This is a genomic window from Geothrix fermentans DSM 14018 (assembly GCF_000428885.1).
GTDB classification, from domain to species: Bacteria; Acidobacteriota; Holophagae; order Holophagales; family Holophagaceae; genus Geothrix; species Geothrix fermentans.
Genome location: NZ_AUAU01000024.1, coordinates 1 through 25,207 on the forward strand (window position 1 = coordinate 1; position 25,207 = coordinate 25,207).

24 protein-coding genes are annotated in these 25,207 nt (G+C 67.6%); 6 read left to right on the plus strand and 18 right to left on the minus strand.

The features are described 5' to 3' along the window. Positions 1–124: 124 nt before the first annotated feature. Together G398_RS0108690 and rplI are read right to left on the minus strand one after the other, a co-directional pair. Positions 125–424, minus strand: a complete 300-nt coding sequence (locus G398_RS0108690; protein WP_026853313.1) for an HU family DNA-binding protein — start codon at positions 422–424, stop codon at positions 125–127. Between the two features lie 107 nt (positions 425–531). After that, positions 532–981: a 50S ribosomal protein L9 gene (rplI, locus tag G398_RS0108695; RefSeq protein ID WP_026853314.1), complete on the minus strand. Its 450-nt coding sequence runs from the start codon at positions 979–981 to the stop codon at positions 532–534. Positions 982–1,199: 218 nt separating this feature from the next. Between rplI and G398_RS0108700 the strand changes: the two genes are divergently transcribed. After that, positions 1,200–1,577, plus strand: a complete 378-nt coding sequence (locus G398_RS0108700) for a PilZ domain-containing protein (protein WP_157492344.1) — start codon at positions 1,200–1,202, stop codon at positions 1,575–1,577. A 6-nt stretch (positions 1,578–1,583) separates the two neighbouring features. On the opposite strand, the gene G398_RS0108705 is transcribed toward G398_RS0108700, so the two are convergent. The 3 genes from G398_RS0108705 to G398_RS0108715 all read right to left on the minus strand — a co-directional run bounded on the left by G398_RS0108705 (position 1,584) and on the right by G398_RS0108715 (position 5,236). After that, positions 1,584–2,711 (minus strand): DegT/DnrJ/EryC1/StrS family aminotransferase, encoded by a 1,128-nt coding sequence (locus tag G398_RS0108705; protein ID WP_026853316.1) that lies wholly within the window; start codon positions 2,709–2,711, stop codon positions 1,584–1,586. Between the two features lie 160 nt (positions 2,712–2,871). Next, positions 2,872–4,392 (minus strand): lysine--tRNA ligase, encoded by a 1,521-nt coding sequence (gene lysS, locus G398_RS0108710; RefSeq protein WP_026853317.1) that lies wholly within the window; start codon positions 4,390–4,392, stop codon positions 2,872–2,874. Between the two features lie 37 nt (positions 4,393–4,429). After that, positions 4,430–5,236 carry a DUF3187 family protein gene (locus G398_RS0108715; RefSeq protein ID WP_169720636.1) on the minus strand — a complete coding sequence of 269 codons (807 nt, stop codon included), beginning with the start codon at positions 5,234–5,236 and terminating at the stop codon, positions 4,430–4,432. Positions 5,237–5,578: 342 nt separating this feature from the next. Here G398_RS0108715 and G398_RS0108720 point away from each other — a divergent pair, with 342 nt between their 5' ends. Continuing rightward, on the plus strand, positions 5,579–6,889 hold the full coding sequence (locus G398_RS0108720) for a citrate (Si)-synthase (protein ID WP_026853319.1): 1,311 nt from the start codon (positions 5,579–5,581) through the stop codon (positions 6,887–6,889). A gap of 81 nt (positions 6,890–6,970) precedes the next feature. Here G398_RS0108720 and G398_RS0108725 read toward each other — a convergent pair whose 3' ends face one another. The 6 genes from G398_RS0108725 to G398_RS0108750 form a co-directional block, all read right to left on the minus strand. Further along, the gene (locus tag G398_RS0108725; protein ID WP_026853320.1) at positions 6,971–9,697 is read right to left on the minus strand and encodes a citrate/2-methylcitrate synthase; all 2,727 of its coding nucleotides are present in this window, start codon (positions 9,695–9,697) and stop codon (positions 6,971–6,973) included. Positions 9,698–9,706: 9 nt separating this feature from the next. Next, a complete protein-coding gene (locus G398_RS0108730; protein WP_026853321.1) occupies positions 9,707–10,984 on the minus strand; it encodes an ATP-grasp domain-containing protein in 1,278 nt (425 codons plus the stop codon). 264 nt (positions 10,985–11,248) lie between these two features. Continuing rightward, positions 11,249–12,859 carry a CTP synthase gene (locus tag G398_RS0108735; RefSeq protein ID WP_026853322.1) on the minus strand — a complete coding sequence of 537 codons (1,611 nt, stop codon included), beginning with the start codon at positions 12,857–12,859 and terminating at the stop codon, positions 11,249–11,251. 75 nt (positions 12,860–12,934) lie between these two features. Next, entirely contained in the window at positions 12,935–13,369 is a 435-nt protein-coding gene (locus G398_RS0108740; RefSeq protein WP_043484474.1) for a GxxExxY protein, read from the minus strand. After that, positions 13,366–15,165, minus strand: a complete 1,800-nt coding sequence (gene argS, locus G398_RS0108745; RefSeq protein WP_026853324.1) for an arginine--tRNA ligase — start codon at positions 15,163–15,165, stop codon at positions 13,366–13,368. Before argS ends, G398_RS0108740 begins: the two co-directional genes overlap by 4 nt. 14 nt (positions 15,166–15,179) lie before the next feature. Continuing rightward, on the minus strand, positions 15,180–15,995 hold the full coding sequence (locus tag G398_RS0108750) for a 1-deoxy-D-xylulose-5-phosphate synthase N-terminal domain-containing protein (RefSeq protein ID WP_026853325.1): 816 nt from the start codon (positions 15,993–15,995) through the stop codon (positions 15,180–15,182). Between the two features lie 192 nt (positions 15,996–16,187). Here G398_RS0108750 and rpsT point away from each other — a divergent pair, with 192 nt between their 5' ends. The 4 genes from rpsT to G398_RS17295 all read left to right on the plus strand — a co-directional run bounded on the left by rpsT (position 16,188) and on the right by G398_RS17295 (position 19,046). Continuing rightward, positions 16,188–16,451, plus strand: a complete 264-nt coding sequence (gene rpsT, locus G398_RS0108755) for a 30S ribosomal protein S20 (RefSeq protein ID WP_026853326.1) — start codon at positions 16,188–16,190, stop codon at positions 16,449–16,451. A 94-nt stretch (positions 16,452–16,545) separates the two neighbouring features. Then, on the plus strand, positions 16,546–17,817 hold the full coding sequence (locus G398_RS17290; RefSeq protein ID WP_043484481.1) for a phytoene desaturase family protein: 1,272 nt from the start codon (positions 16,546–16,548) through the stop codon (positions 17,815–17,817). Continuing rightward, on the plus strand, positions 17,817–18,707 hold the full coding sequence (locus G398_RS0108765) for a sigma-70 family RNA polymerase sigma factor (protein ID WP_026853327.1): 891 nt from the start codon (positions 17,817–17,819) through the stop codon (positions 18,705–18,707). The genes G398_RS17290 and G398_RS0108765 overlap by 1 nt, the downstream gene beginning before the upstream one ends. A 9-nt stretch (positions 18,708–18,716) precedes the next feature. Next, entirely contained in the window at positions 18,717–19,046 is a 330-nt protein-coding gene (locus G398_RS17295) for a DUF5329 family protein (protein WP_052571710.1), read from the plus strand. Here G398_RS17295 and gluQRS read toward each other — a convergent pair. The 7 genes from gluQRS to G398_RS0108810 form a co-directional block, all read right to left on the minus strand. Continuing rightward, a complete protein-coding gene (gluQRS, locus tag G398_RS0108775; protein WP_157492345.1) occupies positions 19,039–19,965 on the minus strand; it encodes a tRNA glutamyl-Q(34) synthetase GluQRS in 927 nt (308 codons plus the stop codon). The two genes, G398_RS17295 and gluQRS, sit on opposite strands and share 8 nt — an antisense overlap. A 134-nt stretch (positions 19,966–20,099) precedes the next feature. Beyond that, positions 20,100–21,086: a deoxyhypusine synthase family protein gene (locus G398_RS0108780; protein ID WP_026853329.1), complete on the minus strand. Its 987-nt coding sequence runs from the start codon at positions 21,084–21,086 to the stop codon at positions 20,100–20,102. Positions 21,087–21,338: 252 nt separating this feature from the next. After that, complete coding sequence (locus tag G398_RS0108785; RefSeq protein WP_026853330.1) at positions 21,339–22,025, minus strand: outer membrane lipoprotein-sorting protein; 687 nt, start codon at positions 22,023–22,025, stop codon at positions 21,339–21,341. Beyond that, positions 22,025–22,384, minus strand: coding sequence for a phosphomannose isomerase type II C-terminal cupin domain (locus G398_RS0108790; RefSeq protein WP_026853331.1), 360 nt, complete (start codon positions 22,382–22,384; stop codon positions 22,025–22,027). The genes G398_RS0108785 and G398_RS0108790 overlap by 1 nt, the downstream gene beginning before the upstream one ends. Positions 22,385–22,620: 236 nt before the next feature. Continuing rightward, positions 22,621–23,649 (minus strand): mannose-1-phosphate guanylyltransferase, encoded by a 1,029-nt coding sequence (locus G398_RS0108795; RefSeq protein WP_026853332.1) that lies wholly within the window; start codon positions 23,647–23,649, stop codon positions 22,621–22,623. 212 nt (positions 23,650–23,861) lie between these two features. After that, positions 23,862–24,830, minus strand: coding sequence for a 6-phosphofructokinase (gene pfkA / locus G398_RS0108805; protein ID WP_026853333.1), 969 nt, complete (start codon positions 24,828–24,830; stop codon positions 23,862–23,864). Beyond that, positions 24,827–25,144 (minus strand): hypothetical protein, encoded by a 318-nt coding sequence (locus G398_RS0108810; protein ID WP_026853334.1) that lies wholly within the window; start codon positions 25,142–25,144, stop codon positions 24,827–24,829. The genes pfkA and G398_RS0108810 overlap by 4 nt, the downstream gene beginning before the upstream one ends. Positions 25,145–25,207 lie beyond the last annotated feature (63 nt).

Here is a 25,207-nt window from a genome sequence, read left to right on the forward strand (position 1 = left end):
GGAAGGCCTTCGCGGAATGACGAAGGCCGCCTTCCGGCGGCCTTCTGCGTCTGTGGCATAACCTCCTCGCCGGGTCCCGACTCCGAACGCGCCACTGGCGCGTTCTCCGTCACCCGGCGGTCGGCTACATCTGGTCCTTGAGCCCCTTGGCGGTCTTGAACACCACCTTGCGGCCGGCGGGGATCTGGATGCTCTCGCCGGTCTTGGGGTTGCGGCCCATCTTCTCCTTGGTGGCGCGCACTTCGAAGGTGCCGAGGCCGAAGAGGTTGACGCGCTGGCCGGAGAGCAGGGTCTCCACAATGTGGTCGCGGACGCCGTCGAGGATCGCCTTGGCACGGGCCTTGGACAGGTCCTGGGCCTCCGCCAGGGTGGCGGCGAGCTCGGCGATGCCGAGGGTTTCAGGCTTGGCAGTGGTCTTCGCCATGGATGGACTCCTTGGGATGGGGTGGGCGGGTTCCGGCGGCGCGGAATCCCGGCGGGACCTGCCCCTCCGCGGGGCCGGCCGTGTGGGGGGATGGGTTCCGCGGAGGCCTACTCGGCCGCGGTGGCGGTGACTTCCAGGCTGACCTTGGCGTGCACGCCGCTGTAGAGGCGCACATCCACGGTGTAGGTGCCGGCGTCCTTGATGTGGGGCACGCTGATGTCGCGGCGGTCGAGGGTGAAGCCCTTGCCCTTGAACAGCTCGGCCACGTCGGCGTTGGTGACGGAGCCGAAGAGGTGGCCATTCTCGCCGGCCTTCTTGGCCACGGCGAGGCTCACCGCCTCGAGCTTCTCGGCCAGGCTCTTGGCGTCGGCCAGTTCCTTGGCGCGGAGCTTCTCGGCGCGGGCCTTCTCGAGCTCGATCTGGCGCTTGTTGCCGGCGGTGACGGGCAGGGCCATCTTGCGCGGCAGGAGGAAGTTGCGGGCGTAGCCGTCCTTGACGTTCACGACGTCGCCGCGGGCGCCGAGGCTGGGCACGTTCTCGATGAGGAGGATTTCCATGGGAACTCCAGTGAAGTAATGAGATGGGTGGAAGGTCCGGCCAGCGCCGTGGTGCTCGCGTGGTCCCCGCTTGGGTGAGACGGCGTTCTGCGCCATCAGGGCCGGATTCCTGGGAACCCGCCCTGTCCCCCGGTGGGTTCAGGCCGATCAGAAAGTCCAGTTTATCCATGGACCATCCGATACCCAAGCAGGGATTTCCGGAGGAAGGAATGCCGTCCATGACCAGCCATGTCAACCGGAGGGACATCCGCGTCGCCACCGGCCCTGGGTTCGCCATCTCCTTCACCATCAAGGGCCACGGCTTCCGGGGCATCCGGATCATGAACCTGAGCGTCGGCGGCTGCTTCGCCCTCCTGGAGGCCCGCACGGCCCGGTTCTTCCTGCCGGGCGCCGTCCTGGAGGACCTGGTGCTCCACCACCCGGAGCTGCCCGGGGGCCCCATCGTCGCCACCGTGGCCTACGTGCTGGGCTACACCCCAAGCGGGGCCCCGGGCGGGGAGGGCGCCGACCAGGTGGGCATGGGCCTGCAGTTCCTGGCCATGGACGCCCCCACCCGCCTCGCGCTCGAAGCCTGGGTGGGGGCGGCCACGGCCTAAGAGTGCCTACTTCCTACCGAAGAACCCGAGGATCGCCGCCGCCACATCCTCCAGCATGGCCCCGGTCATCTCCGGGTAGACGGGCAGGCTCAGCACCTCCTTGGCGGCCAGCTCGGACTCCGGCAGCTGGCCGGCCTTGTAGCCGAGGTCCTTGAAGCAGGGCTGCTCATGGAGGCAGATTGGGTAGTAGATGGCGCTGCCGATGCCGCGCTCCTTGAGGTGGGCCTGCAGCGCGTCGCGCTTGCCGCCCTTCACGCGGATGGTGAACTGGTTGTAGATGTGGCGGCCATCCGGCACCACCTCGCGGGGCAGCACCGCCTCGTCGGCCGTGAGGGCCTTCATGCGCTCCTGGTACCAGGCGGCGTGCTTACGCCGGCCCTCGTGCCAGCTGTCGAGCAGGGGCAGCTTGGCCCGGAGCACCAAGGCCTGGAACTCGTCCATGCGCCCGTTCATGCCCACCTCGTGGTGCATGTAGACGGGCTCCATGCCGTGGACGCGGATGCGGCGGACCCGCGCGCCCAGCGCCGCGTCGTCGCGGATGGCCGTCATGCCCGCGTCGCCGAAGGCGCCGAGGTTCTTGGTGGGGTAGAAGCTGTAGGCGGTCATGTCGCCGAACTGGCCCGCGGACTTGCCCCAGCCCTTGGCGCCCAGGCTCTGGCAGGCGTCCTCCAGCACCGGGATGCCGTGTTTCTTCGCCACGGCCATGATGGCGGGCATCTCCGCCAGCTGGCCGAAGAGGTGCACGGGCATGATGGCCCTGGTGCGGGGCGTGATGGCCGCCTCCACCAGGGCGCCGGTGGCGTTGAAGGTGGCGGGATCCAGGTCGATGAAGACGGGCTTCGCGCCCAGGCGGGACACCACGCCCGCCGAGGCGAAGAAGGTGAAGCTGGGGACGATCACCTCGTCGCCCTGGCCGATGCCCAGGCCCATGAGGGCCGCCAGCAGGGCGTCCGTGCCGCTGGACATGGCCACGGCGTGGGCGGCGCCCGCGTACTGGGCGATCTCCGCCTCGAGCCCCTTCACGTTCTCGCCCAGGATGAACGAGGAGCGGTCGATGAGGCCCGAGAGCCCCTCCAGCACCTTCGCCTTCACGGCGGCATTCTGCGGGGCGAGCTCAAGCATCGGGACGGCCATGGGAGCCTCCAATCACGGGGTTTTCAAGTATGCCAGCGGGTCGATCGCGATTCAGTCATATCGGCAACCGAAACATCAGAACAGAAGATTCACCACCAAGACACCAAGGCACCAAGAACAGCTTTTGTCTTTACTTGGTGCCTTTGTGTCTTGGTGGTGATCAGTCCTCTTTGGCGCCCTCGGATGCCTCCACCGGCTTCGTCGGTCGCATGAGCGGGAAGAGGATGACGTCGCGGATGCTGGCGCTGTTGGTGAGGAGCATGACGAGGCGGTCGATGCCGATGCCTTCGCCGCCGGTGGGGGGCAGGCCGTGCTCCAGGCTGGTGACGAAGTCCATGTCCAGGAGCATGGCCTCGTCGTTGCCGGCCTCGCGCTCGTCCATCTGCGCCTGGAAGCGTCCCATCTGGTCCACGGGATCGTTCAGCTCCGAATAGGCATTGGCCAGCTCCATGCCGCCGATGAACAGCTCGAAGCGGTCCACGAAGCGGTCGTCGCCCTCCAGGGTCTTGGTGAGGGGCGACAGCTCGATGGGATAGTCCGTAATGAAGGTGGGCTGGATGAGCTGCTTCTCCACGTGGTGGTCGAAGAGATCGCCCAGGAGGGTGCCCGTGGTCTTGGTGTCCACGTCCTCCACATGGACGGCCCGGGCCAGGGCGCGGATGCTGCCGGCGTCCTCCAGCTGGTGGCGGTCGATCTGGCCGTACTGGGCGATGGCGTCCTTCATGGTGAGGCGGCGGAAGGGCGCGGCGTAGGAGATCACCTGATCGCCCCAGGGCAGCTGCTCCGAGCCCATGACCTCGCGGGCCACGGTGCTCAGGAGGTTCTCCGTGAGGGCCATCATGTCGCGGAGGTCGCTGCCGGCCTCGTACATCTCCATCATGGTGAACTCGGGATTGTGGCGGACGCTGAGGCCCTCGTTCCGGAAGTTCCGGTTGATCTCGAAGACCTTCTCGAAGCCGCCCACGATGAGACGCTTGAGGTAGAGCTCCGGCGCGATGCGGAGGTAGAGGTCCATGTCGAGGGCGTTGTGGTGCGTGATGAAGGGCCGGGCCGTGGCGCCGCCGGGAATGGGCTGCATCATGGGCGTCTCGACCTCGAGGTAGCCCTGGCCCTCCATGTAGCGGCGGACGGCGCTCACGATGCGCGACCGGGTCTGGAAGGTCTTCAGGACGTCCCCGTTGGAGATGAGGTCCAGGTAGCGCTGGCGGTAGCGCTGCTCCTTATCCTGGAGGCCGTGCCACTTCTCCGGCAGGGGCAGCAGGGCCTTGGAGAGGAACTGGACCTCCTTCACCCGGACGCTCAGCTCACCCGTCTTGGTGCGCATGAGGGGGCCGCTGACGCTGACGAAGTCGCCCATGTCCAGGAGCTTCAGCACATCCCAGCCGGGCTCGGCCACGTCGTCCTTGCGGAAGAAGGCCTGGAGCTTCTCGCCGTTCTCCGTGAGGTGGGCGAAGACGCTCTTGCCCATCTCGCGGATGGTGAGAAGCCTTCCCATGACGGACACCGTGAGGCCCAGGCCCTCGAGCTTCTCGTTGGGCCAGGCTTCCGCGTCCGCGTAGGCGGCCGCGAGCTGGGCGATGCCGTGGGTGCGCTTCGCCTTCCGCGGCCAGGCATCCAGTCCGAGGGCCTTGAGCTTGCCGAGCTTCTCGAGGCGGATGTCGCGGTACTGGTTGGGCTGCATGGGAACTCCGGCACGAACCATCTAGTTTACAGGCAGGTCAGTTCCCGTCGAAGCGGTAGGCCAGGTAGGCCGTGATGTCCGGGGCCGTGAACGTACCGGCCTCCTCGCTGACCCCGAAGCGCCACCGGGGGAACCGGGTGTGGCGCAGGGTCCAGTGCTGCTGCCACCCCGCCCGGTCCAGCCGCGCCAGGCCCGTGTGGTAGGGGCTGCCGGTGTAGCCCACGCTGATCTCCAGGCCGAGCCCGTCGATGAGGCCCGGGCCCCGCCCCAACCAGGCCACGGAGGCCCAGGCGCGGTTGAAGGAGGTCTGGTCCATGACCTCCCGCAGGGGGCTGTTCCGGGGCAGGCCCAGCATCACGCGCTCCACCTGGCCGAAGACCTTGATCCGGCCGTAGCGCCGCCAGAGGGCCCCGCCCACCAGGCCGTCCGTGCCGCCGCTCCCGGAGAAATCAGACTGCTTCCCCGTGGGCAGCTGCACGGAGAGCCCCACCCGGCCGCCGGCATCCCGGGTGCCGAAGGGCCGCACCCAGGCCAGGTCCAGGTCCATGAGCGCCAGGCCGGGGCGCGACAGGTTGCCGATGACGCGCCCATCCCACTCCAGGTGGTAGACGAGGCGGTTCTTGGGTGCGTCCTCGCGTCCCCCCTGCGGCATGTTGAAGGCCGTATGCCAGTTCCAGATGGCCTGATCGGCGACGCCGCCGGAGCGCGAGGCCACACGGACTCGGACGTTGAACCTCGACGCGCCGGCCTTCACCGCCCAATCCCCCGTCAGCTGCCACTCCTCGCCGTCCAGGCGCGCCCAGGTGCGGCCGTCGGCGCTATGCTCCAGATCGGGACGGAGCATCTGGCTGGTGACTTCCAGGGCCAGTTCGCTGGCACCTTCGGGGAGGGGTTCCGGAAATCCCTCGAACCAGGCCAGTCGGTTGGGCCGAGGTGTCTCCTGCGCCCCCAGGCCTATGAATACCATTGTGGACAGCAATACCCTCAGATTGACGCAGGTCACGGCATCTCCTCATAGCTCCATACATACTCTAGTTATTGGGCCGCGATCACCTCGATTAATTCCCATGAGGTCATCAAACGAAATGAAAGGCATCGGATCAATAGATGATGCCCGTATGATGATCGGACCCCCCTGCTCCTTCCAAAGCCACCCCATCCACCCTCCCATTTCATGGAGCCAGCCATGTCACGCCTGAAATCCCACCTGCTCGAGAAGATCGAGGAGCACCGCCCTCGCACCACCCGCCTCCTTAAGGAGTTCGGCAAGGTCGTCATCGACGAGGTGACCATCGACCAGTGCATCGGCGGCGCGCGTGACATCAAGTGTCTCGTCACCGACATCTCCTACCTGGATTCCCAGGAGGGCATCCGCTTCCGCGGCAAGCTCATCCCCGAGACTTTCGCCGCCCTGCCCAAGCTGCCGGGCGCCGAGTACCCGACGGTGGAGTCCTTCTGGTACTACCTGCTCACCGGCGACATCCCCACCGCCGCCGAGGCCGAGGAGATCAAGGAGGACTTCAAGTCCCGCGCCAAGGTGCCGTCCTACGTCTTCGACGTGATCCGCGCCCTGCCCAAGGACAGCCACCCCATGGTGATGCTCTCCTCCGCCGTGCTGGCCATGCAGAAGGAGAGCAAGTTCAACAAGGCCTACCACAGCCTCAAGAAGAACGACTACTGGGACACCACCTACGAGGACGCCTGCGACCTGCTGGCCAAGCTCCCGGAGATCGCGGCCTTCATCTACCGCTACAAGTACAAGGGTGGCCAGATCATCGCTCCCGACTACAGCCTGGACATGGGCGCCAACTTCGCCCACATGATGGGCATCGCGAAGCCCTATGACGATGTGGCCCGGATGTACTTCATCCTCCACAGCGACCACGAGAGCGGCAACGTCAGCGCCCACACCACCCACCTGGTGGCCTCTGCCCTCTCCGATCCCTACTACGCCTTCAGCGCCGGCCTCAACGGTCTGGCGGGCCCCCTCCACGGCCTGGCCAACCAGGAGGTGCTGCAGTGGATCATGGAGTTCCAGAAGAAGCTGAACGGCGCCGAGCCCACCGAGGAGAACGTCAAGCAGGCCCTCTGGGACACGCTGAACAGCGGCCACGTCATCCCCGGCTACGGCCACGCCGTGCTGCGCAAGACCGACCCCCGCTACACCGCGCAGATGGAGTTCTGCCTCAAGCACCTTCCCAACGACCCGCTCTTCAAGCTGGTCAACATGATCTACCACGTGGCGCCCGGCGTGCTCACCGAGCAGGGCAAGACCAAGAACCCCTGGCCCAACGTGGATGCCCAGAGCGGCGTGATCCAGTGGTACTACGGCCTGACCGAGTACGACTTCTACACCGTGCTCTTCGGCGTTGGCCGCGCCATCGGCGTGCTGGCCAACATCACCTGGGACCGCGCCCTGGGCTACGCCCTGGAGCGTCCCAAGTCCGTCACCACGGCCATGCTCGAGGAGTGGGCCGCCAAGGGCGGGAGCAAGTAGGAATCAATCCTCAGTCCTCAGTCTTCAGTCACTGCAAAAGGGGCGGGCCGCCTGGCCCGCCCCTTTTGCAGCAGGGAACGGCTATAAGACGAAGCTCAAATCACGTTCGGGCGTGCGGCAGTCCATGTCCAGGCCGCGGTCCCGGTGATCGGAGATCTCGGCGCTGACGCCCAGGGTGCGGCCGAACAGGAAGAGCGTGAAGGCCAGCTCCTGGACCTGCCGCAGGGTGATCCGGCCGGCCTGGAGGTCCTTCCACACCAGCTTGAGGGTGATCACCGCCAGCACCGCATCCACATTCACGCAGAAGACGCTCTTGGTGGCGCCCTCGTTGTAGAGCTCCTGCACCAACAGGCGGTAGAACTCCCAGAAGACGTTGTAGACGCCGTTTTCCGCCATCACGCCGGCCACGTACTGCTCCCGTGGATCCACGTTGATCTTGTTGCCGCGGAAGATGGGGTGGTTGATGCAGGGGATGGGCTTGACATGCCCATCCTCCGCTTCAGAGGCCTCTTTCTTGTAGAGCCGGTAGGCCTTCGCGGTCCGGTTCGCCATCTGCTTCAGGTCCAGGCCATGGCCGGGGTCGCCCGGATCGGGAAGCGGCACATTCCCGAACTGCTCGACCAGAAACTCGATGGCTTCGTATCCGTTCCCACCGTGGGCCCGCCCGGTGTTGGCCAGGAAACCCACAAAGGCCATGGAGATGTCGTTCCGGGCGCTGACGCTTTCCTTGGCCCCCTTCGCCGACAGCGTCCCGGGCCCATTGGTGATGGTGAGCCCCAGCAGTGTCTGGAACTCGACGAGTTCCGGCGGCGTGGGCACCCGGCTGAAGAGGACCTTGAAGGCGTTCTCCGTGAAGCTGTGGTTGAGGTTCGACAGCTTCTGGTCCACCAGCTTCTTCCAGTGGGGGTTGTGCTCCCGGGCCACCACGGAGTAGGCCACGATGCGCGACATGAGGTAGAAGTAGGTGACGGAATCCTCGACGAGCTGGCGCGTGATGCGCTTCTCCAGCATCGGGTTCCACAGGACGCACACGGCGATGGTGGCCAGCAGGAACTCGTAGGCGTCCCGGATCTCCAGGCCCCGCTTCTCCGCCAGGTCGATGATGTGCTGGCAGACCTTCAGGGCCACGCAGGACTTCCGCGACCGCTTGACCTCCTTGAGGAGGAGCTCCGAGATGTCCGTCTTGCGGGAGGGCTCGGCCCGCAGCAGGTGCGCTTCAATGAAGGCGTCCAGCTCCGCCGGAAGCGTCTTCGTGTGCTCGTCCAGGCCGAACTCCCGGATGAGATCGATGATGAACCGCGCGTGCCCGCGCGACTTCGCCAGGAGGTCCTTGTCTCCCACCAGGGCGATCTGGGAAGCCAGGTAGGCATTGGGCGTGCAGCCGTTCGCCCGGCCCACGTCGATGAGCTCCATGCGCCGCTCGTCGATCTTCATGAACAGGTTCAGGATCAGGTTCAGCGTGGGAATGTCCGACTTCTCGGGCATCACCTTGGCGAGCGCGAAGTAGAGGTTCTCCTCCAGGGTGCGCCGGGACAGCTCCAGCACAGTCATCCCGTGCAGCTCCGCCACCTGGGTCTCGGGATTCATCCTGGAGGCGCCGGACTTGCAGGCCATGTTCTGCCGGAGGTGGTGGGCGCCCACCTGCTTGTTCACCTCCACGATCTGCTGGTCGTAGGGCGTCGGGGCCTGGACGATCGGCAGGTCGAGGGAGGGCGGCAGCTTCACCATCGTGTCGCCCAGCCAGAGCTTGAGCGACAGGTCCCCGGTGGAGGGGAAGTCGGGCTTCTCGTCGATCTTCTCGAAGACCGCCTTCACCGCGTCGGGGATGTACTGGATGCTGGGGACGCGCACGCCCCGCTTGCTGACCTTGCGGGTGCCGGGATCGAATACATCGACCCCGAAGTACTCGTCAAACCAGCGCTCCTTGCTCTCCGCGTCGTCCCCGCTGCCCGACAGCGCCCCCGCATGGCCGCAGGCCCGGGTGATGTTCTTCTTCCAGCGGCCGGTGACGCAGGCGATGATCGGCTTCGTGAACCCGAAGGCCCGGTCGCGGATCCAGTCCAGGGCCATCTTCTCGTAGTATCCGCCGGGCTCCACATAGACCACCACGGCCTTGGTGCGCGGGTCGTTCTGGGCGGCGTACAGGAACTCGGGCAGCGCAAAGTGGATGTAGACGTCCTTGCCGCTCGACACTGCGGTGCTGATGCCGAATCCCGCCGTGCGCAGGTACTCCGCCATGGTGGTGGTGAAGTTGCCGGAGTTGGAGTGGATGGCGATGGAGCCCTTCACCAGCGTCTCCTCGGGGTGGTCTCCCCCCAGGCTCCCGCCGATGCGGACCTGGTCCCAGGCGTTGGCCATGCCGAGGCAGTTGGCGCCGATGACGTCCACGCCCGCCTCCTGGCAGAGGGCCCGGATGTTCCTCGAATCCCGCGCAGGCACCTTCTCCGTGACGATGACGATGCGCTTGAGGGCCTCGTTGTGGGTGACCAGCTCGGACACCGCCTTGAATACGCCAAGCGGGGGGATGTAGACCACGCCCATGTCGAAGGAGATCCCCTTCTCCATGACCTCGCGGATGCTGCGGTAGACGGGGATGGCGCCGAGCTTCGTCTCCAGGCTGCCCCGGCGCCCGTACTGCACGCCGGCCACCACGTTGCCGCCGCTGTACTCGTGGGAGACAGGTGTCACCTTGCGGCTCTCGCTGCCCAGGATGTTCATCACGCAGACCCGGTGCTCCCGGGTCACGAGTTCTTCGAGGGAATGGAGGCCCACGTAGTAGGGGAAAGGCTTCGTCTTCAACCGTCGCATGGAACCCTCCTAGGCCCGGAGCTGCGTTTCGATCTGTTTCCGGTAGGCCGCGGCCCCCTCGGCGCGCCACCACGCATCGATCCGCTTCGCGTATTCCAGCGTGAGGATCATGGAGGTGTCGTGGCCGAACACCTTGTAGGGGAGGCGCAGGCGGTCAAGGATGTCCTTGGCGTAGAACATCCCCTTCACGACGTTCGGCCCGCCCCGCCCGATCACCACGTACAGCGGCTTCCACCCGGCCTTCGCCACATGGTCCCGCAGGGCGTCGAACACGCCCTTGAAGGTGACGTAGATGTCCGTGTTGTTGGCCTTCCCGCCGATGAGCAGCAGCATGCTGGCCTTCTCGTACCAGTGCTCGAAGGTGATGCGGCTGATCTCGTAGATCTTTTCGTAGGGCGGGTTGCCGCCGAAGTCCGAGGAGAAGATGGCGGCCTCGCCCAGGGTCTCCGTACCGGCGCTGTTGGCGCCGCCCCCGAACATGAAGGGGATGATGCTTCCCTGGGGGTTCATCTCCAGCACGTCGCTCTGTCCCTGGTAGGTCCGCAGTTCGTTGATGTCGGCCTCGAAGGCCGTGGTCTCCGTCTGGAAGAGGGCGTCAGGCAGCCCGATGCGCTTCCAGGCCGGGTTGTCCTGATCGAAGCTCGCCTTAACGTCGCAGGCCACGGGAAGAACCTGGTTGCCCTTGCGCTGGACGCGGATGGGGTTGAGCTCGATGGTCGTGAGGCCGTAGCCGTCGTAGAGCTCCCACAGCTTCGGGAGGTGCTGGACCAGGGCCGAGATGAAGGGCTCGGGGCAGCCGGTGTCCGTGAGGGCGTTGGTGATCTCGAAGGCGTTGATCCCGGTGAAGGGATCGATCTCGACCACCGCCTTCTTCTCCGGGGCCAGCTCCTCGATGTCCACCCCGCCCCAGGGCGTGATGGTGAAGACGGGCCCCCGATGCACGCTGGAGCTCATGATGCTGAAGTACACCTCCAAGTCGGAGGGGACGAAGGCTTCCATGGTCACGCCGTTGGCGGTGACGACCTTGCTGCCGTAGGTGTGCTGCGCGAAGAACAGCTCCCGCTTCGCCTGGAGGGCCTCCTGGAGGGTGCTCACCACCCGCACCAGCCCGGCCTTCCCCTTCTTGCCGACGCCGCCGTTGAAAGCCGGCTTCACCACCAGCTTCTTGTGCTTCTCGAGGAACTGCTGGATCTCCGGGTTCGTGGCCGAACCATCGATGAACTCCGCCACCGGAAATTCAACCAATTGCAGAAGCTTGGAGCCGTAGCGCAAGCCCGACAGTTGCATGGTCCCTCCTCGGTCGACTCTGGCAATGAGCTGGAGCGCCGGGTCCGTCTGCGAAGCACCGGGTCCATATAAATGATACCAAGATCGTCTTTGAAACCAGCCAAAGATTACTTGATGGTAGATTTTTATACCTCGTTAGATTACCCATAGATAATCTTCGCGGCAGGTCCATTGGAGCACCGCCAACCTTTCAGATTCCTTGCAAACACCGTCGCGACAGAGGTTGGTCCTCTGTCGCGACAGTCGCCCCGGTTTCCGTGAAGATCAGCCGCGGTTGCCGGCGCTCGCCTTCACGAAGGCGGTGAAGAGCGGGTGGGGATTCAGGGGGCGGCTCTTGAACTCGGGGTGGAACTGGCAGGCCAGGAAGTAGGGGTGGTCCTTCAGCTCCACGATCTCCACGAAGACGCCGTCGGGGCTCATGCCGGTGAAGGCGAGGCCCTTGTCCTCCAGGGCCTTCTTGTACTCGTGGTTGAACTCGTAGCGGTGCCGGTGGCGCTCGCTGATCTCCGTGGTGCCGTAGGCCTTCGCCGCCTGGCTGTCCGGCGCGAGGCGGCAGGGATAGGCGCCCAGACGCATGGTGCCGCCCAGCTCCTCCACGTCCACCAGCTCGCGGAGCTTGAAGATGATGCGGTGCTTGGGCGCATCGTCGAACTCGGTGGAATCGGCCCCTTCGAGCCCCGCCACGTCCCGCGCGAACTCCACGGAGGCCATCTGCATGCCCAGGCAGATGCCGAAGAACGGGATGCGACGCTCGCGGGCGTACTGGATGGACTTGATCATGCCGCGGGTGCCGCGCACGCCGAAGCCGCCGGGCACGAGGATGCCATGGCAGTCCTGGAGGAAGGCCGCCGGATCCTGGTTCTCCAGCTCCTCGGCCTCGATCCACTTCAGGTCCACGTGGGTCTCGAGCCCGTAGCCGGCGTGGCTAAGGGCCTCGATGAGGCTCTTGTAGCTCTCCTTGAACTCCACGTACTTGCCCACGATGCCGATGCGCACGCTGCCCTTGGGGTTGCGGATGCGGTTCAGGAGGTTCTTCCAGGCGCTGAGGTCCGGTTCCGTATCCCCGAGGCCGAGCTGGGCGGCCACCTTCGCGTCCAGCCCCTCCTGGTGCAGGTTCAGGGGCACCTCGTAGATGGAGTGGGCGTCCCGGCAGCTGAACACCGCATCGGTCCCGACGGAGCAGAACAGGGCGATCTTGTCCTTCAGGTCGCGGGGGATCTCGACGTCCGCGCGGCACACCAGCACGTCCGGCTGGATGCCCAGGGCCCGCAGCTCCTTCACGCTGTGCTGGGTGGGCTTCGACTTCAGCTCGCCGGCGGCCTTGATGTAGGGCACGTAGGTGAGGTGCATGTTGATGGCGTTGGCCTTCATCCGGGAATCCAGGCCCGCCTCAAGCTTGAACTGCCGGATGGCCTCCAGGAACGGCTGGCTCTCGATGTCGCCCACGGTGCCGCCGATCTCGATGATCACCACGTCCATGTCCTTGGCGACCTTCTTCATCACGCCCTTGATCTCGTCCGTGATGTGGGGGATCACCTGCACGGTCTTGCCCAGGTAGTCGCCGCGGCGCTCCTTCTGGATGACGGTGTTGTAGATCTTGCCGGTGGTGATGGTGTGGTTGTGCGTGGTGGGCACGGAGGTGAACCGCTCGTAGTGGCCCAGGTCCAGGTCCGTCTCGGCGCCGTCGTCCGTGACGAAGACCTCGCCGTGCTGGAAGGGCGACATGGTGCCCGGATCCACGTTGAGGTAGGGATCCATCTTCATGAGGGTGACCTTGAGCCCCCTCGCCTCCAGCAGCGCGCCCAGGCTGGCCGCCGCGATCCCCTTGCCCAGGCTGGAGAGCACACCGCCGGTCACGAACACGTACTTAGTCATCGCCCACTCCTAACAGCAAACAACTGATCACCACCAAGACACCAAGGCACCAAGGCACCAAGAACTGCAAACAACCTACAAGACAAACCTGGAGATCCCGTTCTTCATGACAGGAACATTGAAATTGAGAAGGAAGCCAAGCCTTCGCCCAGAAAGCTTCAGGTAGGTCAGAAGCTGGGCGTCATGTATGGGAAGCACCTTCTCCAAAGCCTTCAGCTCGATGATGGCGATGCCATCCACGAGCATGTCCAACCGGAACCCACCGTCGAGCATCAGCCCTTCATAGCGGATCGGAACCGGAACCTGGGTCTCGACAGTCAATCCTCTTTGCTTCAGTTCGTGAGCAAGGCAGGCTTCGTACGCGCTTTCCAGCAGCCCTGGCCCGAGGGCCCGATGCACCTTGATCGCCGCATCCACAATGAGGGTGGCCACCCTTTCTTCATCTTTTGAAAGATCTTTTCTTGGTGTCTTGGTGTCTTGGTGGTGATCTTCTTCCTTTTCCCAGCTCACATTTCCTCCGGGGCCTGGATGCCCATGAGGTAGAGGCCCTGGCGGAGGGCGCGGGCGGTGGCGACGCAGAGGGTGAGGCGGGCGTCGCGGACTTCCGGCGCGTTCTCCGGGGCGAGGATGGGGCAGTTGGTGTAGAAGCCGCTGAAGGAACGGGCCAGGGCCACGAGCTGGCGGGCGAGGGGGGTGGCCATGCAGCCGTCCGCCACGGCGGCGATGGCGCCGGGGAGGCCCGCCAGCTCGAACAGCAGGGATTGGGCCTCGGAGGCCTCCAGGCCGCTGAGCTGGCTCGGAAGCTGCGTTTCCGAGTAGGAAAGGAAGGGCCCTTCGGCCGACAGAACCTGGGCTTTCGCGGCCCAGCCGCCGCCGGCCTTGCGCAGAACGCTCATGATGCGGGCGTGGGCGTACTGCACATAGGGGCCCGTGTCGCCGTCGAGCGCGATGACGCGGTCCCAGGTGAAGGTGATGGGCTTCACGCGGTCGTTCATGGCGTCGAAGAACACCACAGCGCCCATGCCCAGCATCTCGGCCACGGCCTCCTTACCCTGCAGGTCCGGGTTCTTCTCCGCGATGATGGCCGCCACACGCTCATGGGCCTCGTCCAGCACGTCCTCCAGGAAGATGACGTTGCCCTTGCGGGTGCTCATCTTGCCTTCGGGGAGCTTGATCATGCCGAAGGGCGTGTGCAGCATGCGGCCCTTGAACCAGGGATCCAGCTTGTCGAGCACCGCGAAGATCTGCTGGAAGTGGAGCACCTGATCCGTGCCCACGACATACAGGCAGCGGTCGAAAGCGTAGGCCTCCTTGCGGTAGAGGGCCGCGGCCAGGTCGCGGGTGGCGTAGATGCTGGTGCCGTCCGCCTTCTGCACCAGACAGGGCGTGCTGATGCCCACGTCCTCCAGATCCACGATGCGGGCGCCATTGTTGCCTTCCACCAGCAGGCCCGCGTCTTCCAGCCGCTTCATGGTGGGAACCAGCTGATCCTCGTAGAAGGCCTCGCCCTGCTCCAACGTGTCGAAGCTCACGCCCAGGCGATCGTAGATGCGCTGGAACTCCCGCAGGGAGATCTCCCGGAACCAGCGCCAGAGGCGCCGCGCTTCCGCATCGCCCTCCTCCAGGCGCTTGAACCAGGCCCGGGCCTCGTCGCGCATGGCGGGATCGCTCTCTTCTTCGGCGTGGAAGCGCACGTAGAGCTGAAAGAGGCGGAACAGGGGCGTGCGGCGCTTCTCGGGCGCGGGCTCTGCCCAGTCGAAGTCCTGCTCCAGGTCGGCGTTGCCTTCCTGGGCCCAGCGGGTGTAGGCCGCCAGCAGCGTGCCGAACTGCGTGCCCCAGTCGCCCAGGTGGTTGAGGCGGACCACCTCGTAGCCCAGGAACTGGTGGGTCTGGGCCAGGGTGTGGCCGATCATGGTGGAGCGCAGATGTCCGATGGTGAAGAGCTTGGCGATGTTGGGCGAGCTGTACTCGACGATGACCTTCTTCCCGTTGGCGGGCCGCGAACCGAAAGGGCGATTCGCGGAAGGGGTCAGGATGGCGGAAAGCACCGCCTGGGCGCGGGTCTCCGGCGTCAGCTTCAGGTTGAGGTAGGGCCCCGCCGCCACAAGCGTGGCGCCCTCGATGGCGATGGCCGCGGCCAGTTCCTGCGACAGCTGCACGGGGTTCTTCCCCAGCTGCTTGGCCGCCCGGAAGCAGGGGAAGGCCAGGTCGCCCAGCTCGCCGGTCTTCGGTCGCTCCAGCACGATCTCCACGCCGGGAAGGGCCGCCGCCAGCCGCTGTTCGAAGGTGTGTCGCAGGGATTCCATTCAGTCCTCAGTCTTCAGTCGGCCAGCTCGGCCAGGGCCTTTTCGTAGTCCTCGGTCTTGGGAGCCACGCCGTGCCAGCCGGCCTGATTCTCCATGAAGCTCACGCCCTTCCCCTTCACGGTGCGGGCGCAGATCATCACGGGCTGGCCCTTCACCGTGCGGGCCCAGGCCAGGGCCTCCAGGATCTGGGTGAAGTCGTGGCCGTCGATCTCCTTCACGGCCCATCCGAAGGCCTTCCACTTCTCCGCCACGGGGTGGATGTTCATGACCTTCTTCACCTCGCCGTCGATCTGCAGGCCATTGAGGTCGTGGAAGACGCAGAGGTTGTCCAGCTTGTGGTGGGGCGCGGCCATGGCCGCCTCCCAGATGACGCCCTCCTGGCTCTCGCCGTCGCCCACCACGCAATAGACGCGGCGATCGGACTTCTGGACCTTCAGGCCCAGGGCGATGCCCACGGCCTGGGGCAGGCCCTGGCCCAGGCTGCCGGTGGTGACCTCCACGCCGGGCGTGTAGTGGTTCTCGGCATGGCCCTGGAGCCGGGTGGGGTATTGGCGGAAGGTCTCCAGCCAGGCCCGGGGGAAGAAGCCCTGGTCGGCGAGGATGGCGTACTGGGCGGGGCAGGCATGGCCCTTGGACAGCACGAAGCGGTCCCGGGCCGGGTTGGCGGGGTCCTCCGGGAACACGGTCATTTCGTGGTAGTAGAGGGCCACGCCGATGTCGATCCAGCTGAGGCTGCCGCCCGGGTGGCCGCTCTGGGCCTTGAAGACCTGCAGGAGCACGTCCCGCCGCAAGGCTTTCGCCTTCGCCGCCAGATCCACGACGGACTCCAGTTTCTTCTGAGGCATGACCCCATCCTTCCCGGGAGGCCATTCGCCTCCGACTAGGATGCCCTGGGGAGGGCCGCTCCGGAAGGGGGCGATTGGCCCTCGGACGCCGCCTTTTCCCCTTGACCTGCGAGGCGTTTGCGATAGGATGGTCTTTCGCGCTTCCCGGGGATTCCAGGGAAGCTGGAGATCCGACCCATGGCCAACCACAAGTCCGCTGCCAAGAAGGCCCGTCGCGATGCCGAGGCCCGCCTCCGCAACCGCAGCAACCGCTCGACCCTGAAGACGGCGGTCAAGAGCTTCCTGGCCCTCATCGCCGGCGGCAACAAGGCCGAGGCCGCCAAGCAGCTCCCCCTGACCCAGGGCCTCGTGGACAAGGCCTGCCGGAAGGGCGTCATGCACAAGAACGCCGCCGACCGCACCAAGTCCCGCCTGGCCCAGAAGGTGAACAACCTGGCCTAACGGGCGACCAAGCCTCTGAAAGGACCCGGCCCGGCCGGGTCCTTTTCGTGTAACCCCCCGGACCCCTGCGGCGTGACATGGGCAGGAGGTTCACATGGCGCAGAAGACCGACGTCATCGTCATCGGCGGGGGGCTGGCCGGGCTCATGGCCGCCGTCACGGCCGCCCGGGCGGGCAGGAGCACCCTCCTGCTGGAGCGAGGCGAGGCCTTCGGAGGCCACGCCCAGACCCAGGATTGGAAGGGCTTCCAGCTCAACCTGGGGGGGCACGCCCTCTACAAGGGCCCTGGCTACGCCCTGCTCCGGGAGCTGGACCTCCTGCCCGAGGGGGCGGAGCCGAAGCCCAGGGGCCGCACCCTCCGGGAGGGCCGCCTGGACCTCCTTCCCGCGGGACCCCTCTCCATGCTGGCCACGGGCCTGCTGGGTTGGCGGGAGAAGGGGGCCTTCCTCTCCCTCATGGCCGGGCTCCCGAGGGTGGATCTGCAGGAGGCCGCCGGCCTCACCTGCCGCCAGTGGCTGGAACGCCACGTCTCCGATCCCCGGCTGCGCCAACTCCTGGGCGCCCTCCTGCGCACGAATGCCTACGAGGGGGACCTGAGCCGCCTGCGGGCCTCCACGCCCCTGCGCCGCCTGCTGGACAGCCAGAAGGGCGTCTTCTATATCCACGGCGGATGGGCCCGCCTCGTGGCGCGTCTCGCGGGGGCCGCCGAGGCGGCGGGGGCGGTCTTGAAGCGGGGCCAGGCCGCGGCGGGCCTGGAGACCCTCGGCGGGGGCCACCGGGTCCGGATGGGCTCGGGGGAGACCTTCGAGGCCAGCGAGGTGATCCTCGCCCTTCCTCCCGCCGAGACCCTCAAGCTGCTGCCCACGCCTGCGGCCGCGCGGCTGCGGGCCGTCCTCGGCGACCCGCGGCCCGTCACGGTCTCCTGCCTGGACCTCTGCCTCTCGCGGCTGCCGGATCACTCGGTGAACCTGGGCCTCGGCATCGACGAGCCCGTCTTCATGGTGGTCCAGTCCGAGGTGGCCCGCCTCGCGCCCGAAGGCGCCGCCCTCGTCCACTTGGTCCGCTACCATGAGGGCCGTCCCGGCGAGGAGCCCGCCGCGATGCGAGCGCACATGGAGGCCTTCATGGATCGGCTGCAGCCGGGATGGCGCGAGGTGCTGCTCCACGCCCGCTTCCTCCCCAGCATCCAGGCCGCCTCTGTGCTGGATGAGCCCGGCCGGCAGCGCCCCGTCTCGGAGGATCTCGGCGCGCCGGGCCTCCACCTGGCCGGCGACTGGGTGGGCGAGGTCGGCTGGCTGGCGGATGTGAGCCTGGTCAGCGGCCATCGCGCAGGGCTGGCCGCGGCGGCCCTGGCGGCCTGCGCCTGATGGAGGCCGCCCTGCTCACGGAGGCCTTCGAGGCGCACCGGCGCCTCCTGTGGAGCCTCTCCTACCGCATGACGGGCTCTCCGGCGGACGCGGAGGACGTGGTCCAGGAGACCTACCTCCGCGCCCTGGAGCGCCCGCCCAGGGACGAGACGGCGCCGCTGAAGCCCTGGCTCGTGGCGGTGGCGGCGAACCTCGCGAAAGATCTCCTGCGCCGCCGGCGCTCCCAGGCCTACCCGGGCATCTGGCTGCCGGGCCCGGCGCCGCTGGAGGAAGAACTGCCGGTCGCCCCGCCCCAGGAGGGCTTCGACCTCCTGGAGAGCGGCTCCTACGCCTTCCTCGTCGCCCTGGAGAAGCTCACGCCCCAGCAGCGCGCGGTCTTCCTGCTCCGCGAGGTCTTCGACCACTCCGTAGAGGAGGCGGCGACGGCCCTGGGGATGAGCGCGGCCAACGTGAAGGTGGTCCTCCACCGCGCGAAGAAGGCCCTCCGGCGGCCCGCCTACCCTTCCCCGGCCCGGCGCGAGCTCACCCAGCGGGCTCTGCTCGCCTTCCAGGAGGCCCTGGCGAACCAGGACCTGGCGGCCCTGGAGGCCCTCTTCGCGCCTGCTGTGCAGGCCTGTGGCGACGGCGGCGGCATCTATGCGGCAGGCAGGGTGCCCATCGTCGGCGCTGCTGCGGTGGCCCGCTTCTTCCTGGGGCTTGCCAAGCTGGGGACGGACCTCCGTCTGGAGATCCAGGAACTCAACGGCCTGCCGGCCCAGGTGGGCCTCTGGGCGCCGGCGAATGTCCAGGTCGCGCCCCGCTGGACCCTCCACCTGGAGGTGGACGACCAGGGGCGCATCCTGTGGCTCCGTGCCGTGAGCGCGCCCCGCAAGCTCAGCGCCCTCGGGTAAGGTCGAGGCATGCCCATCGTCCTGCTCCTCCAGGCCCCGGCCCCCGAAGCCCAGAAGATCGAGGCCCTCATCCGGGCCATCGAGGCCCTGCAGGGCCAGGCCGTGTTCCTGCGCAACGGCAGTGAACACGACGCCAAGGCGGCGGGGGACCACCTGCGCCTGAAGTGGAAGAACGCCGGCAGGCGGGTGAAGTCTGCGGCGGACTTCATCCGGACCTGCGGCACGGGCAGCTCCCTGAGCGGCCAGCCCTACAAGATCCGCTACAGGGACGGCCGTGAGTTGGCGAGCGCGGACTTCCTCTGGACCGAGCTGAAGAAGCTGGATCCCTCCGTCAGGTAGCCCACGGAGCCGGCACGCGGACCTCGCCCTTCGGCACCCGGGTCCAGTCGAAGCGGGGGATCAGGTCAGCGGCGGCACAGGGCTCGGGGCGCTCCAGGCACCCCAGCGTGAAGCCGAGCCAGCCCACCACCTCGGGCGCCCCGACGCCGCGGGCCGCCAGCTCCGCGAGGCCCAGCGCCCCGCCCCGCTTGCCCAGGCGTGAACCGTCCGGCGCGATGACCAGGCCCAGGTGCGCGTAGGCGGGGCGCGGCAGGCCCAGGGCCTCCTGGAGGCGGATCTGGGTGGCGGTGACGGGGCGCAGGTCCGCCCCGCGCACCACCTCGGTCACGCCCTGGGCGCCATCGTCCACCACCACGGCCAGGTGGTAGGCGAAGCAGCCGTCCCGGCGGAATAGCAGGGGATCGCCCGTGAGCGCAGCGGGGTCGTCCTCCTGGGACCCCAGGAGGCGGTCCTGCCAGGCAACCGGACCTTCGGGAAGGCGCAGCCGCAATGCCCGGTCGAAGCCTTCCCAGGCCCGGTTCCGGCAGTGGCCGGGATAGGGGCGGAGGCCGTCCTCCGCATGCGGCGCCGAAGCCAGCTTCAGCAGGTCCTTCCGGGTGCAGGCGCAGGGATAGAGGCGGTCCGCCTCATGCAGCACCTCCAGGACCGCACGGTAGGCTCCGCGGCGCCCCGACTGCCACAACACAGGCTCGTCGGACGTCAGTCCCAGCGCCTCCAGATCCCGAAGCTGGGCCTCGCCCAGGTCCCTCCGGCAGCGGGGCCCGTCCACATCCTCCATGCGGATGATCCATCGCCCCCCCGCCGCCCGCGCCGACAACCAAGACGCCAGCGCCGTCCGCAGGTTCCCCAGGTGGAGGACGCCGGTGGGCGAGGGCGCGAAGCGGCCGGTGGGCATGGGTGGGGGGGGCGGAGGAGTCATGGGCTGAAGCGGCTGATCCTTGAACTCTGGAAAAGAAAACTGATCACCACCAAGACGCCAAGGCACCAAGAAAAGAAGAAATGCTTCCGCAGTTCTTGGTGTCTTGGTGCCTTGGTGGTGAGCTTTGTGCTTTCCTACCAGCCCAGCAGATACGCGAAGATCAGCGGCGCCACGATGGTGGCGTCGCTCTCGACGATGAACTTCGGGGTGTCGATGCCCAGCTTGCCCCAGGTGATCTTCTCGTTGGGCACGGCGCCGGAATAGGAGCCATAGCTGGTGGTGCTGTCGCTGATCTGGCAGAAGTAGCCCCAGAGCGGCACGTCCGTCAGCTCCAGGTCCTGGTGGAGCATGGGCACCACGCAGATGGGGAAGTCGCCGGAGATGCCGCCGGCGATCTGGAACATGCCCAGCGTCGAGGTCTTGGTGACTTCCTGGTAGTGCTTGGCCAGCCAGGTCATGTACTCGATGCCGGTGCGCACGGTGTGGACGTTCTTCACGTCGCCGCGGATGACGGCGGCAGCGAACATGTTGCCCAGGGTGCTGTCCTCCCAGCCGGGGACCACGATGGGCACGTTCTTCTCGAGCGCGGCCAGCATCCAGCTGTGCTTGGGGTCGATCTGGTAGTACTGCTCGTACTTCCCGCTCTTCAGCACCTTCTGGAAGAACTCGTGGGGGAAGTAGCGCTCGCCCTTGGCGTCGGCCTCCATCCACACCTCCAGCATGGCCTTCTCCATGCGGCGCATGGCCTCCATCTCGGGGATGCAGGTGTCCGTCACACGGTTCATGTGGCGGCTGAGGAGATCCGCCTCGTCCTGGGGGGTGAGGTCGCGGTAGTGGGGCACGCGCTCGTAGAAGTCGTGGGCCACCAGGTTGAAGATGTCCTCCTCCAGGTTGGCGCCCGTGCAGACGATGAGGTGCACCTTGTCCTGGCGGATCATCTCGGCGAAGGAGAGGCCCAGCTCCGCGGTGCTCATGGCCCCGCCCAGGGTCACCATCATCTTCCCGCCCTGCTCCAGGAAGACCCGGTAGCCTTCGGCGGCATCGATCAGGGCGGCGGCGTTGAAGTGGCGGAAGTGGTGCTTCACATAGCTGCCGACGGGTCCGAGCTTGGGCGTGGACATAAATCCTCCGAATCCTTCCATTGTGCCAGCGGGTCCGGCCTAGTCCGAGCGCCGATTTCCGAGCGCTGATTGCGGCCCCGCGGCCTCCCCCGAAAAAGGAAGCGCCCGGAGGTGCGGGCGCTTCGTGAGGGTAAGTTTGGCGGGGTTTCGAGTGGTGGGATGTTTCAGCGGGAGTCCCGCGAGCGGGACTGGGATCGATTGGTGGGACGGTTGGTGGCGGGAAGCCCTTGCGGGCACCTCACCCTCAGTCTATCACCGGTCCTGGCCGGGCAGGTCGAAGGCCCCCGGCGCCACGCCACCTGGGGACCAGTTCCCGAAGGCCAGCTCCACCTTGGCGCCGCCGGCCTCCTCCAGCTCCATGCGCGAGAGCACGGGCCGGCCATGGGCCTGGACCGGCGGGCCGAAGTGCGCCGTGCGGGCCAGGCGCCCTGAAGCCAGGCGGAACTCGGCTTTCAGGGGCAGCGAGCCCTCCTTGGCCACCCACAGGACCACCTGGCGGGCACTGAGGGCCGGCCGCTTCGCCGCCAGCTGCAGGCGCCAGCAGGGCCGGCCCTCCAGCGGCTCCTCCGCCACCTCGCGCACGGTGTAGTCCTCCCGGAACCGCGTGCGGGCCACGTCCCCGCCCGCCGCGGGGCCCATGAGGCGCTGCTGGGGCGAGACCTTCACGGGCCGCTTCGCGCCCGGGAGCAGCAGCCACATGTCGTCCCCGCGGAGCAGGACGCCGCGGCCCTTCTCCTTCTCGGAGAGCCCGTCCAGCCGCGCGTCGCCGTTCTCCCGGGCCGAGACCCGCCAGCGCTGGGCGGCCTGGGGGGCCTTCATGGAGAGGTCCACGGTGAAGGTGGGCCAGGGATGGCGCAGGCGGTCCACCCGGGCGAGGATGTCCTCCCCGCTCTGGGCCAGCAGGGGGAGGGCGGCAAGCGGGAGGAGGAGCGCCCGCATCAGCGGCGCCCGTAGTCGTCCTGGAGCCGCTCGATGTCCGCCTCGTCGAAGGTGCCGAGGCTCACCTCCAGCACGCGCACGGGATGGCCGGTGGAGGCGTCGCAGCGCAGGCGGTGGGTGCTCCCCTGGGACAGCCAGACCTCCTCGCCCACGGCAGGCCGCAGCTCCGCGCCGTCGCGGTCCACCACCACGCCGGGATCGAGCACCACCCACAGCTCGCCGCGGTGGGCGTGGCGCTGGAGGCTCAGCTTCTGGCCCGGGTTGCAGGTGAGGATCTTCACCGTACAGGGCGTGTTGAGGGCGTACTGGTCGAAGGAGCCCCAGGGCTTGTCCACGTGGAGGGTCTCGGGTCGCTGCATGGTCGTCTCTCGCTGGAAAGGTCCGTTCATCATCGCCGCTCGGCAAGCCTCGCGGGGGGCTCCGGGACTACCCCCGGATCGCGCGCCACGCCCGTGGCGCGCTCCCGCTCACCCTGCGGGTTCGCGGACGGGGCCCCGTCCCCAGGGCTTGTCCACGTGGAGGGTGGTCGGTCGCTGCATGGTCGGTCCTCAGTCTTCAGTCTTCAGTCTTCAGTCTTCAGTCTTCAGTCTTCAGTCTAGAGGAGGTCCTCGCGGCCCTCGGCCTTGAGGCGCTCGACGATCTGCTTGACGGTCTGGGCGCGGTCCCGGCGGCAGATGAGGAGGGCGTCGTCGTCATCCACCACGATGAGGTCGTCCACGCCGCTGGCGGCGATGAGGCGCTTGCCGCCGAAGAAGGCGCTGTTGCGGGTGTCCAGCAGCAGGGTCTCGCCCTGGCTCACGTTGCCTTCGGCATCGGTCTCCTGGAACTCGATGGCCGCGGGCCAGGAGCCCACATCGGACCAGCGGAAGCGGGTGGGCACCACGGCCACGGTCTCCGCCTTCTCCATGAGGGCCACGTCGATGGCCACCTTGGGCAGCTGGCGGTAGGCCGCGGACAGGGTGGCGGGATCCGCGCCGGCCTTCACCCAGGCATCCAGGGGCTTCAGCACTTCCGGCGCGTGCTGCATCAGGCCCTCCCGGAAGTCCACGAGGGTCCAGACGAACATGCCGGCGTTCCAGTAGTGGCGGCCGGATTCGAGGTACTGCACGGCCACTTCCACCGGCGGCTTCTCGCGGAAGGCCACGACCTTCTGCACAGCCCCGTGGCCCTCGGACTCGATGTAGCCGTAGCCCGTCTCCGGATAGGTGGGCTTGATGCCGAAGGTGACCAGCTCCCGCTCCCAGGCGGCGTGCTTCACGGCGGTGTCCAGGTCCTCCAGGAAGATCTCGCGGTCGCCGATCCAGTGGTCCGCGGAGAGCACGGCCATGACCCCCTGGGGGAACTTCCGCTCGATCTCCACCAGGGCCAGGGCCAGGCAGGGCGCGGTGTTCCGGCCCTCAGGCTCCACGATCACGTTCTCCGGCGGCAGCTCGGGCAGCATGCGGCGCGTCTCGGCGGCCAGATCCTCCGTGGTCACCACGAAGACGCGCTCGGGGGGCACGTGGCCGTCCAGGCGGCGCACGGTCTGGTGCAGCAGGGTCTCGGTGCCGACGATGGCCAGGAACTGCTTGGGCCGGGCGTTGCGGCTCCGGGGCCAGAAGCGGGTGCCGCGGCCTCCGGCCATAACGACGGCGACTAAGGATGGATGTTTACCCGTGTCCGACATCACGCCACCTTCCCAATCGCCCACATGCGGGAGGTCTCGCGTATCGCCACCGGCGATACCGAGATCACGACCGCGACCAGGGAATCCTTGTGGCTATCCGGCATCACTGACCTCCTGCCGCCATGCGGCCCTTCCAGGGGAACACGGGGCCCACCCCCGTCACAACCTGCCTAGCGCGAAAGGATGTCCACCAGGTCGCCCAGATCCTCCGGAGGCGCCGGACGGGGATCGAGGATGCGGGCCAGGGGCTGGACCGCCAGGGCCCCTGCCACCTCGCCCAGGTAGAAGCCGCCCTGGCCCGCGCCCAGGCGGCGCACGGCCTCGGCGCCCCAGCGGCTGCCCCAGATGCGGTCCAGGGCCGAGGGACTCCCGCCGCGCTGGACGTGCCCGAGCACCGCCACCCGCAGGTCGAGGCCGTAGTCCCGCCGGAGCCGCTCCCCCACGGCCACGGCGTTGCCCAGCTCGTCCCCCTCGGCCACCACCACGATGGAGCTGCGCTTGCCCCGCAGCCAGTTGGCGTGGAGCCGCGCCACCAGCGTCTGGTAGGAGTCGTCCGGGGACTCGGGATAGAGGACCGCCTCGGCGCCGCAGGCCAGGGCCGTGTGGACCGCCAGCATGCCCGAACGCCGGCCCATGACCTCCACCAGGAAGAGGCGGCCGTGGCTGGAGGCCGTGTCCCGGATGCGATCGATGGCCTCCACGGCGGTGTTCAGGGCCGTGTCGAAGCCCAGGGTGCGATCCGTGCCCGGCAGGTCGTTGTCGATGGTGCCGGGGATGCCCGCGCAGGGGATGCCCTGCTCCCGGTTGAGGGCCTCGGCGGCCCGGAAACTGCCGTCCCCGCCGATGATGACCAGGGCCTGGATGCCCGCTTCCCGCAGGTTCGCCGCGGCCTCCGCCCGGCGGTCCTCCTGGTGGAACTCCGGGCAGCGGGCCGTCTGCAGCACCGTGCCGCCCCGCTGGAGGATGTTGGCGCAGGCCCGGCTGGGCATGGGCGCCCAATCCTTCTCCAGCAGGCCCTGGTAGCCCCGCCGGATGCCCCAGGCCTCGTGCCCCAGGGCGTCCGCCTGGCGCACGGCCGCGCGGATGGCGGCGTTCATGCCCGGTGCGTCCCCGCCGGAGGTGAGGACGCCGATCCTCACTTGGCCTTCCGGGGAGCGGTCCGGGACCGGGCGACGGCCCCCTTGCCCTTCTTCACCCCGGCCTTGCCACGCCGGGACTTGACCTTGCTCCGGGCGGCCCGCCGTCCCCTCGGGGTATCCCGCACGTGGGCCTCCGGGGGCGGCAGGGGCGGCGGCTCCACGATGCCCCGGGGCACCGGGGGGAGGTCCCCCTCGGAGATGCCCTGGGCCGAGGCCCGCTGGGCCCGGACCTTCATGACGGGATCCTCCTGGGGCCGGGCGGCGGCCACCAGGCTCAGGGCCAGGCTGCTGATGAAGAGGACGCGTCGGGGCATGATCCCTCCGGGGTCTCGATTATCGCGCATCCGTCGATGGGAGGTGCCTCCGGCGGTCCCCGT

Bases quoted from the DNA above. Each gene is read 5' to 3' on its own strand.
- G398_RS0108715 (WP_169720636.1), bottom strand. From the start codon at position 5,236: ATGCTCCGTCCCGATCTGGAGCATAGCGCCGACGGCCGCACCTGGGCG.
- G398_RS0108785 (WP_026853330.1), bottom strand. From the start codon at position 22,025: ATGCGGGCGCTCCTCCTCCCGCTTGCCGCCCTCCCCCTGCTGGCCCAG.
- G398_RS0108690 (WP_026853313.1), bottom strand. From the start codon at position 424: ATGGCGAAGACCACTGCCAAGCCTGAAACCCTCGGCATCGCCGAGCTC.
- argS (WP_026853324.1), bottom strand. From the start codon at position 15,165: ATGGAATCCCTGCGACACACCTTCGAACAGCGGCTGGCGGCGGCCCTT.
- G398_RS0108730 (WP_026853321.1), bottom strand. From the start codon at position 10,984: ATGCAACTGTCGGGCTTGCGCTACGGCTCCAAGCTTCTGCAATTGGTT.
- rpsT (WP_026853326.1), top strand. From the start codon at position 16,188: ATGGCCAACCACAAGTCCGCTGCCAAGAAGGCCCGTCGCGATGCCGAG.
- lysS (WP_026853317.1), bottom strand. From the start codon at position 4,392: ATGCAGCCCAACCAGTACCGCGACATCCGCCTCGAGAAGCTCGGCAAG.
- G398_RS0108705 (WP_026853316.1), bottom strand. From the start codon at position 2,711: ATGGCCGTCCCGATGCTTGAGCTCGCCCCGCAGAATGCCGCCGTGAAG.
- G398_RS17290 (WP_043484481.1), top strand. From the start codon at position 16,546: ATGGCGCAGAAGACCGACGTCATCGTCATCGGCGGGGGGCTGGCCGGG.
- G398_RS0108790 (WP_026853331.1), bottom strand. From the start codon at position 22,384: ATGCAGCGACCCGAGACCCTCCACGTGGACAAGCCCTGGGGCTCCTTC.
- G398_RS0108720 (WP_026853319.1), top strand. From the start codon at position 5,579: ATGTCACGCCTGAAATCCCACCTGCTCGAGAAGATCGAGGAGCACCGC.
- G398_RS0108735 (WP_026853322.1), bottom strand. From the start codon at position 12,859: ATGACTAAGTACGTGTTCGTGACCGGCGGTGTGCTCTCCAGCCTGGGC.
- G398_RS0108780 (WP_026853329.1), bottom strand. From the start codon at position 21,086: ATGTCCACGCCCAAGCTCGGACCCGTCGGCAGCTATGTGAAGCACCAC.
- G398_RS0108765 (WP_026853327.1), top strand. From the start codon at position 17,817: ATGGAGGCCGCCCTGCTCACGGAGGCCTTCGAGGCGCACCGGCGCCTC.
- gluQRS (WP_157492345.1), bottom strand. From the start codon at position 19,965: ATGACTCCTCCGCCCCCCCCACCCATGCCCACCGGCCGCTTCGCGCCC.
- rplI (WP_026853314.1), bottom strand. From the start codon at position 981: ATGGAAATCCTCCTCATCGAGAACGTGCCCAGCCTCGGCGCCCGCGGC.
- G398_RS17295 (WP_052571710.1), top strand. From the start codon at position 18,717: ATGCCCATCGTCCTGCTCCTCCAGGCCCCGGCCCCCGAAGCCCAGAAG.
- G398_RS0108700 (WP_157492344.1), top strand. From the start codon at position 1,200: ATGACCAGCCATGTCAACCGGAGGGACATCCGCGTCGCCACCGGCCCT.
- G398_RS0108725 (WP_026853320.1), bottom strand. From the start codon at position 9,697: ATGCGACGGTTGAAGACGAAGCCTTTCCCCTACTACGTGGGCCTCCAT.
- G398_RS0108810 (WP_026853334.1), bottom strand. From the start codon at position 25,144: ATGCCCCGACGCGTCCTCTTCATCAGCAGCCTGGCCCTGAGCCTGGTG.
- G398_RS0108795 (WP_026853332.1), bottom strand. From the start codon at position 23,649: ATGGCCGGAGGCCGCGGCACCCGCTTCTGGCCCCGGAGCCGCAACGCC.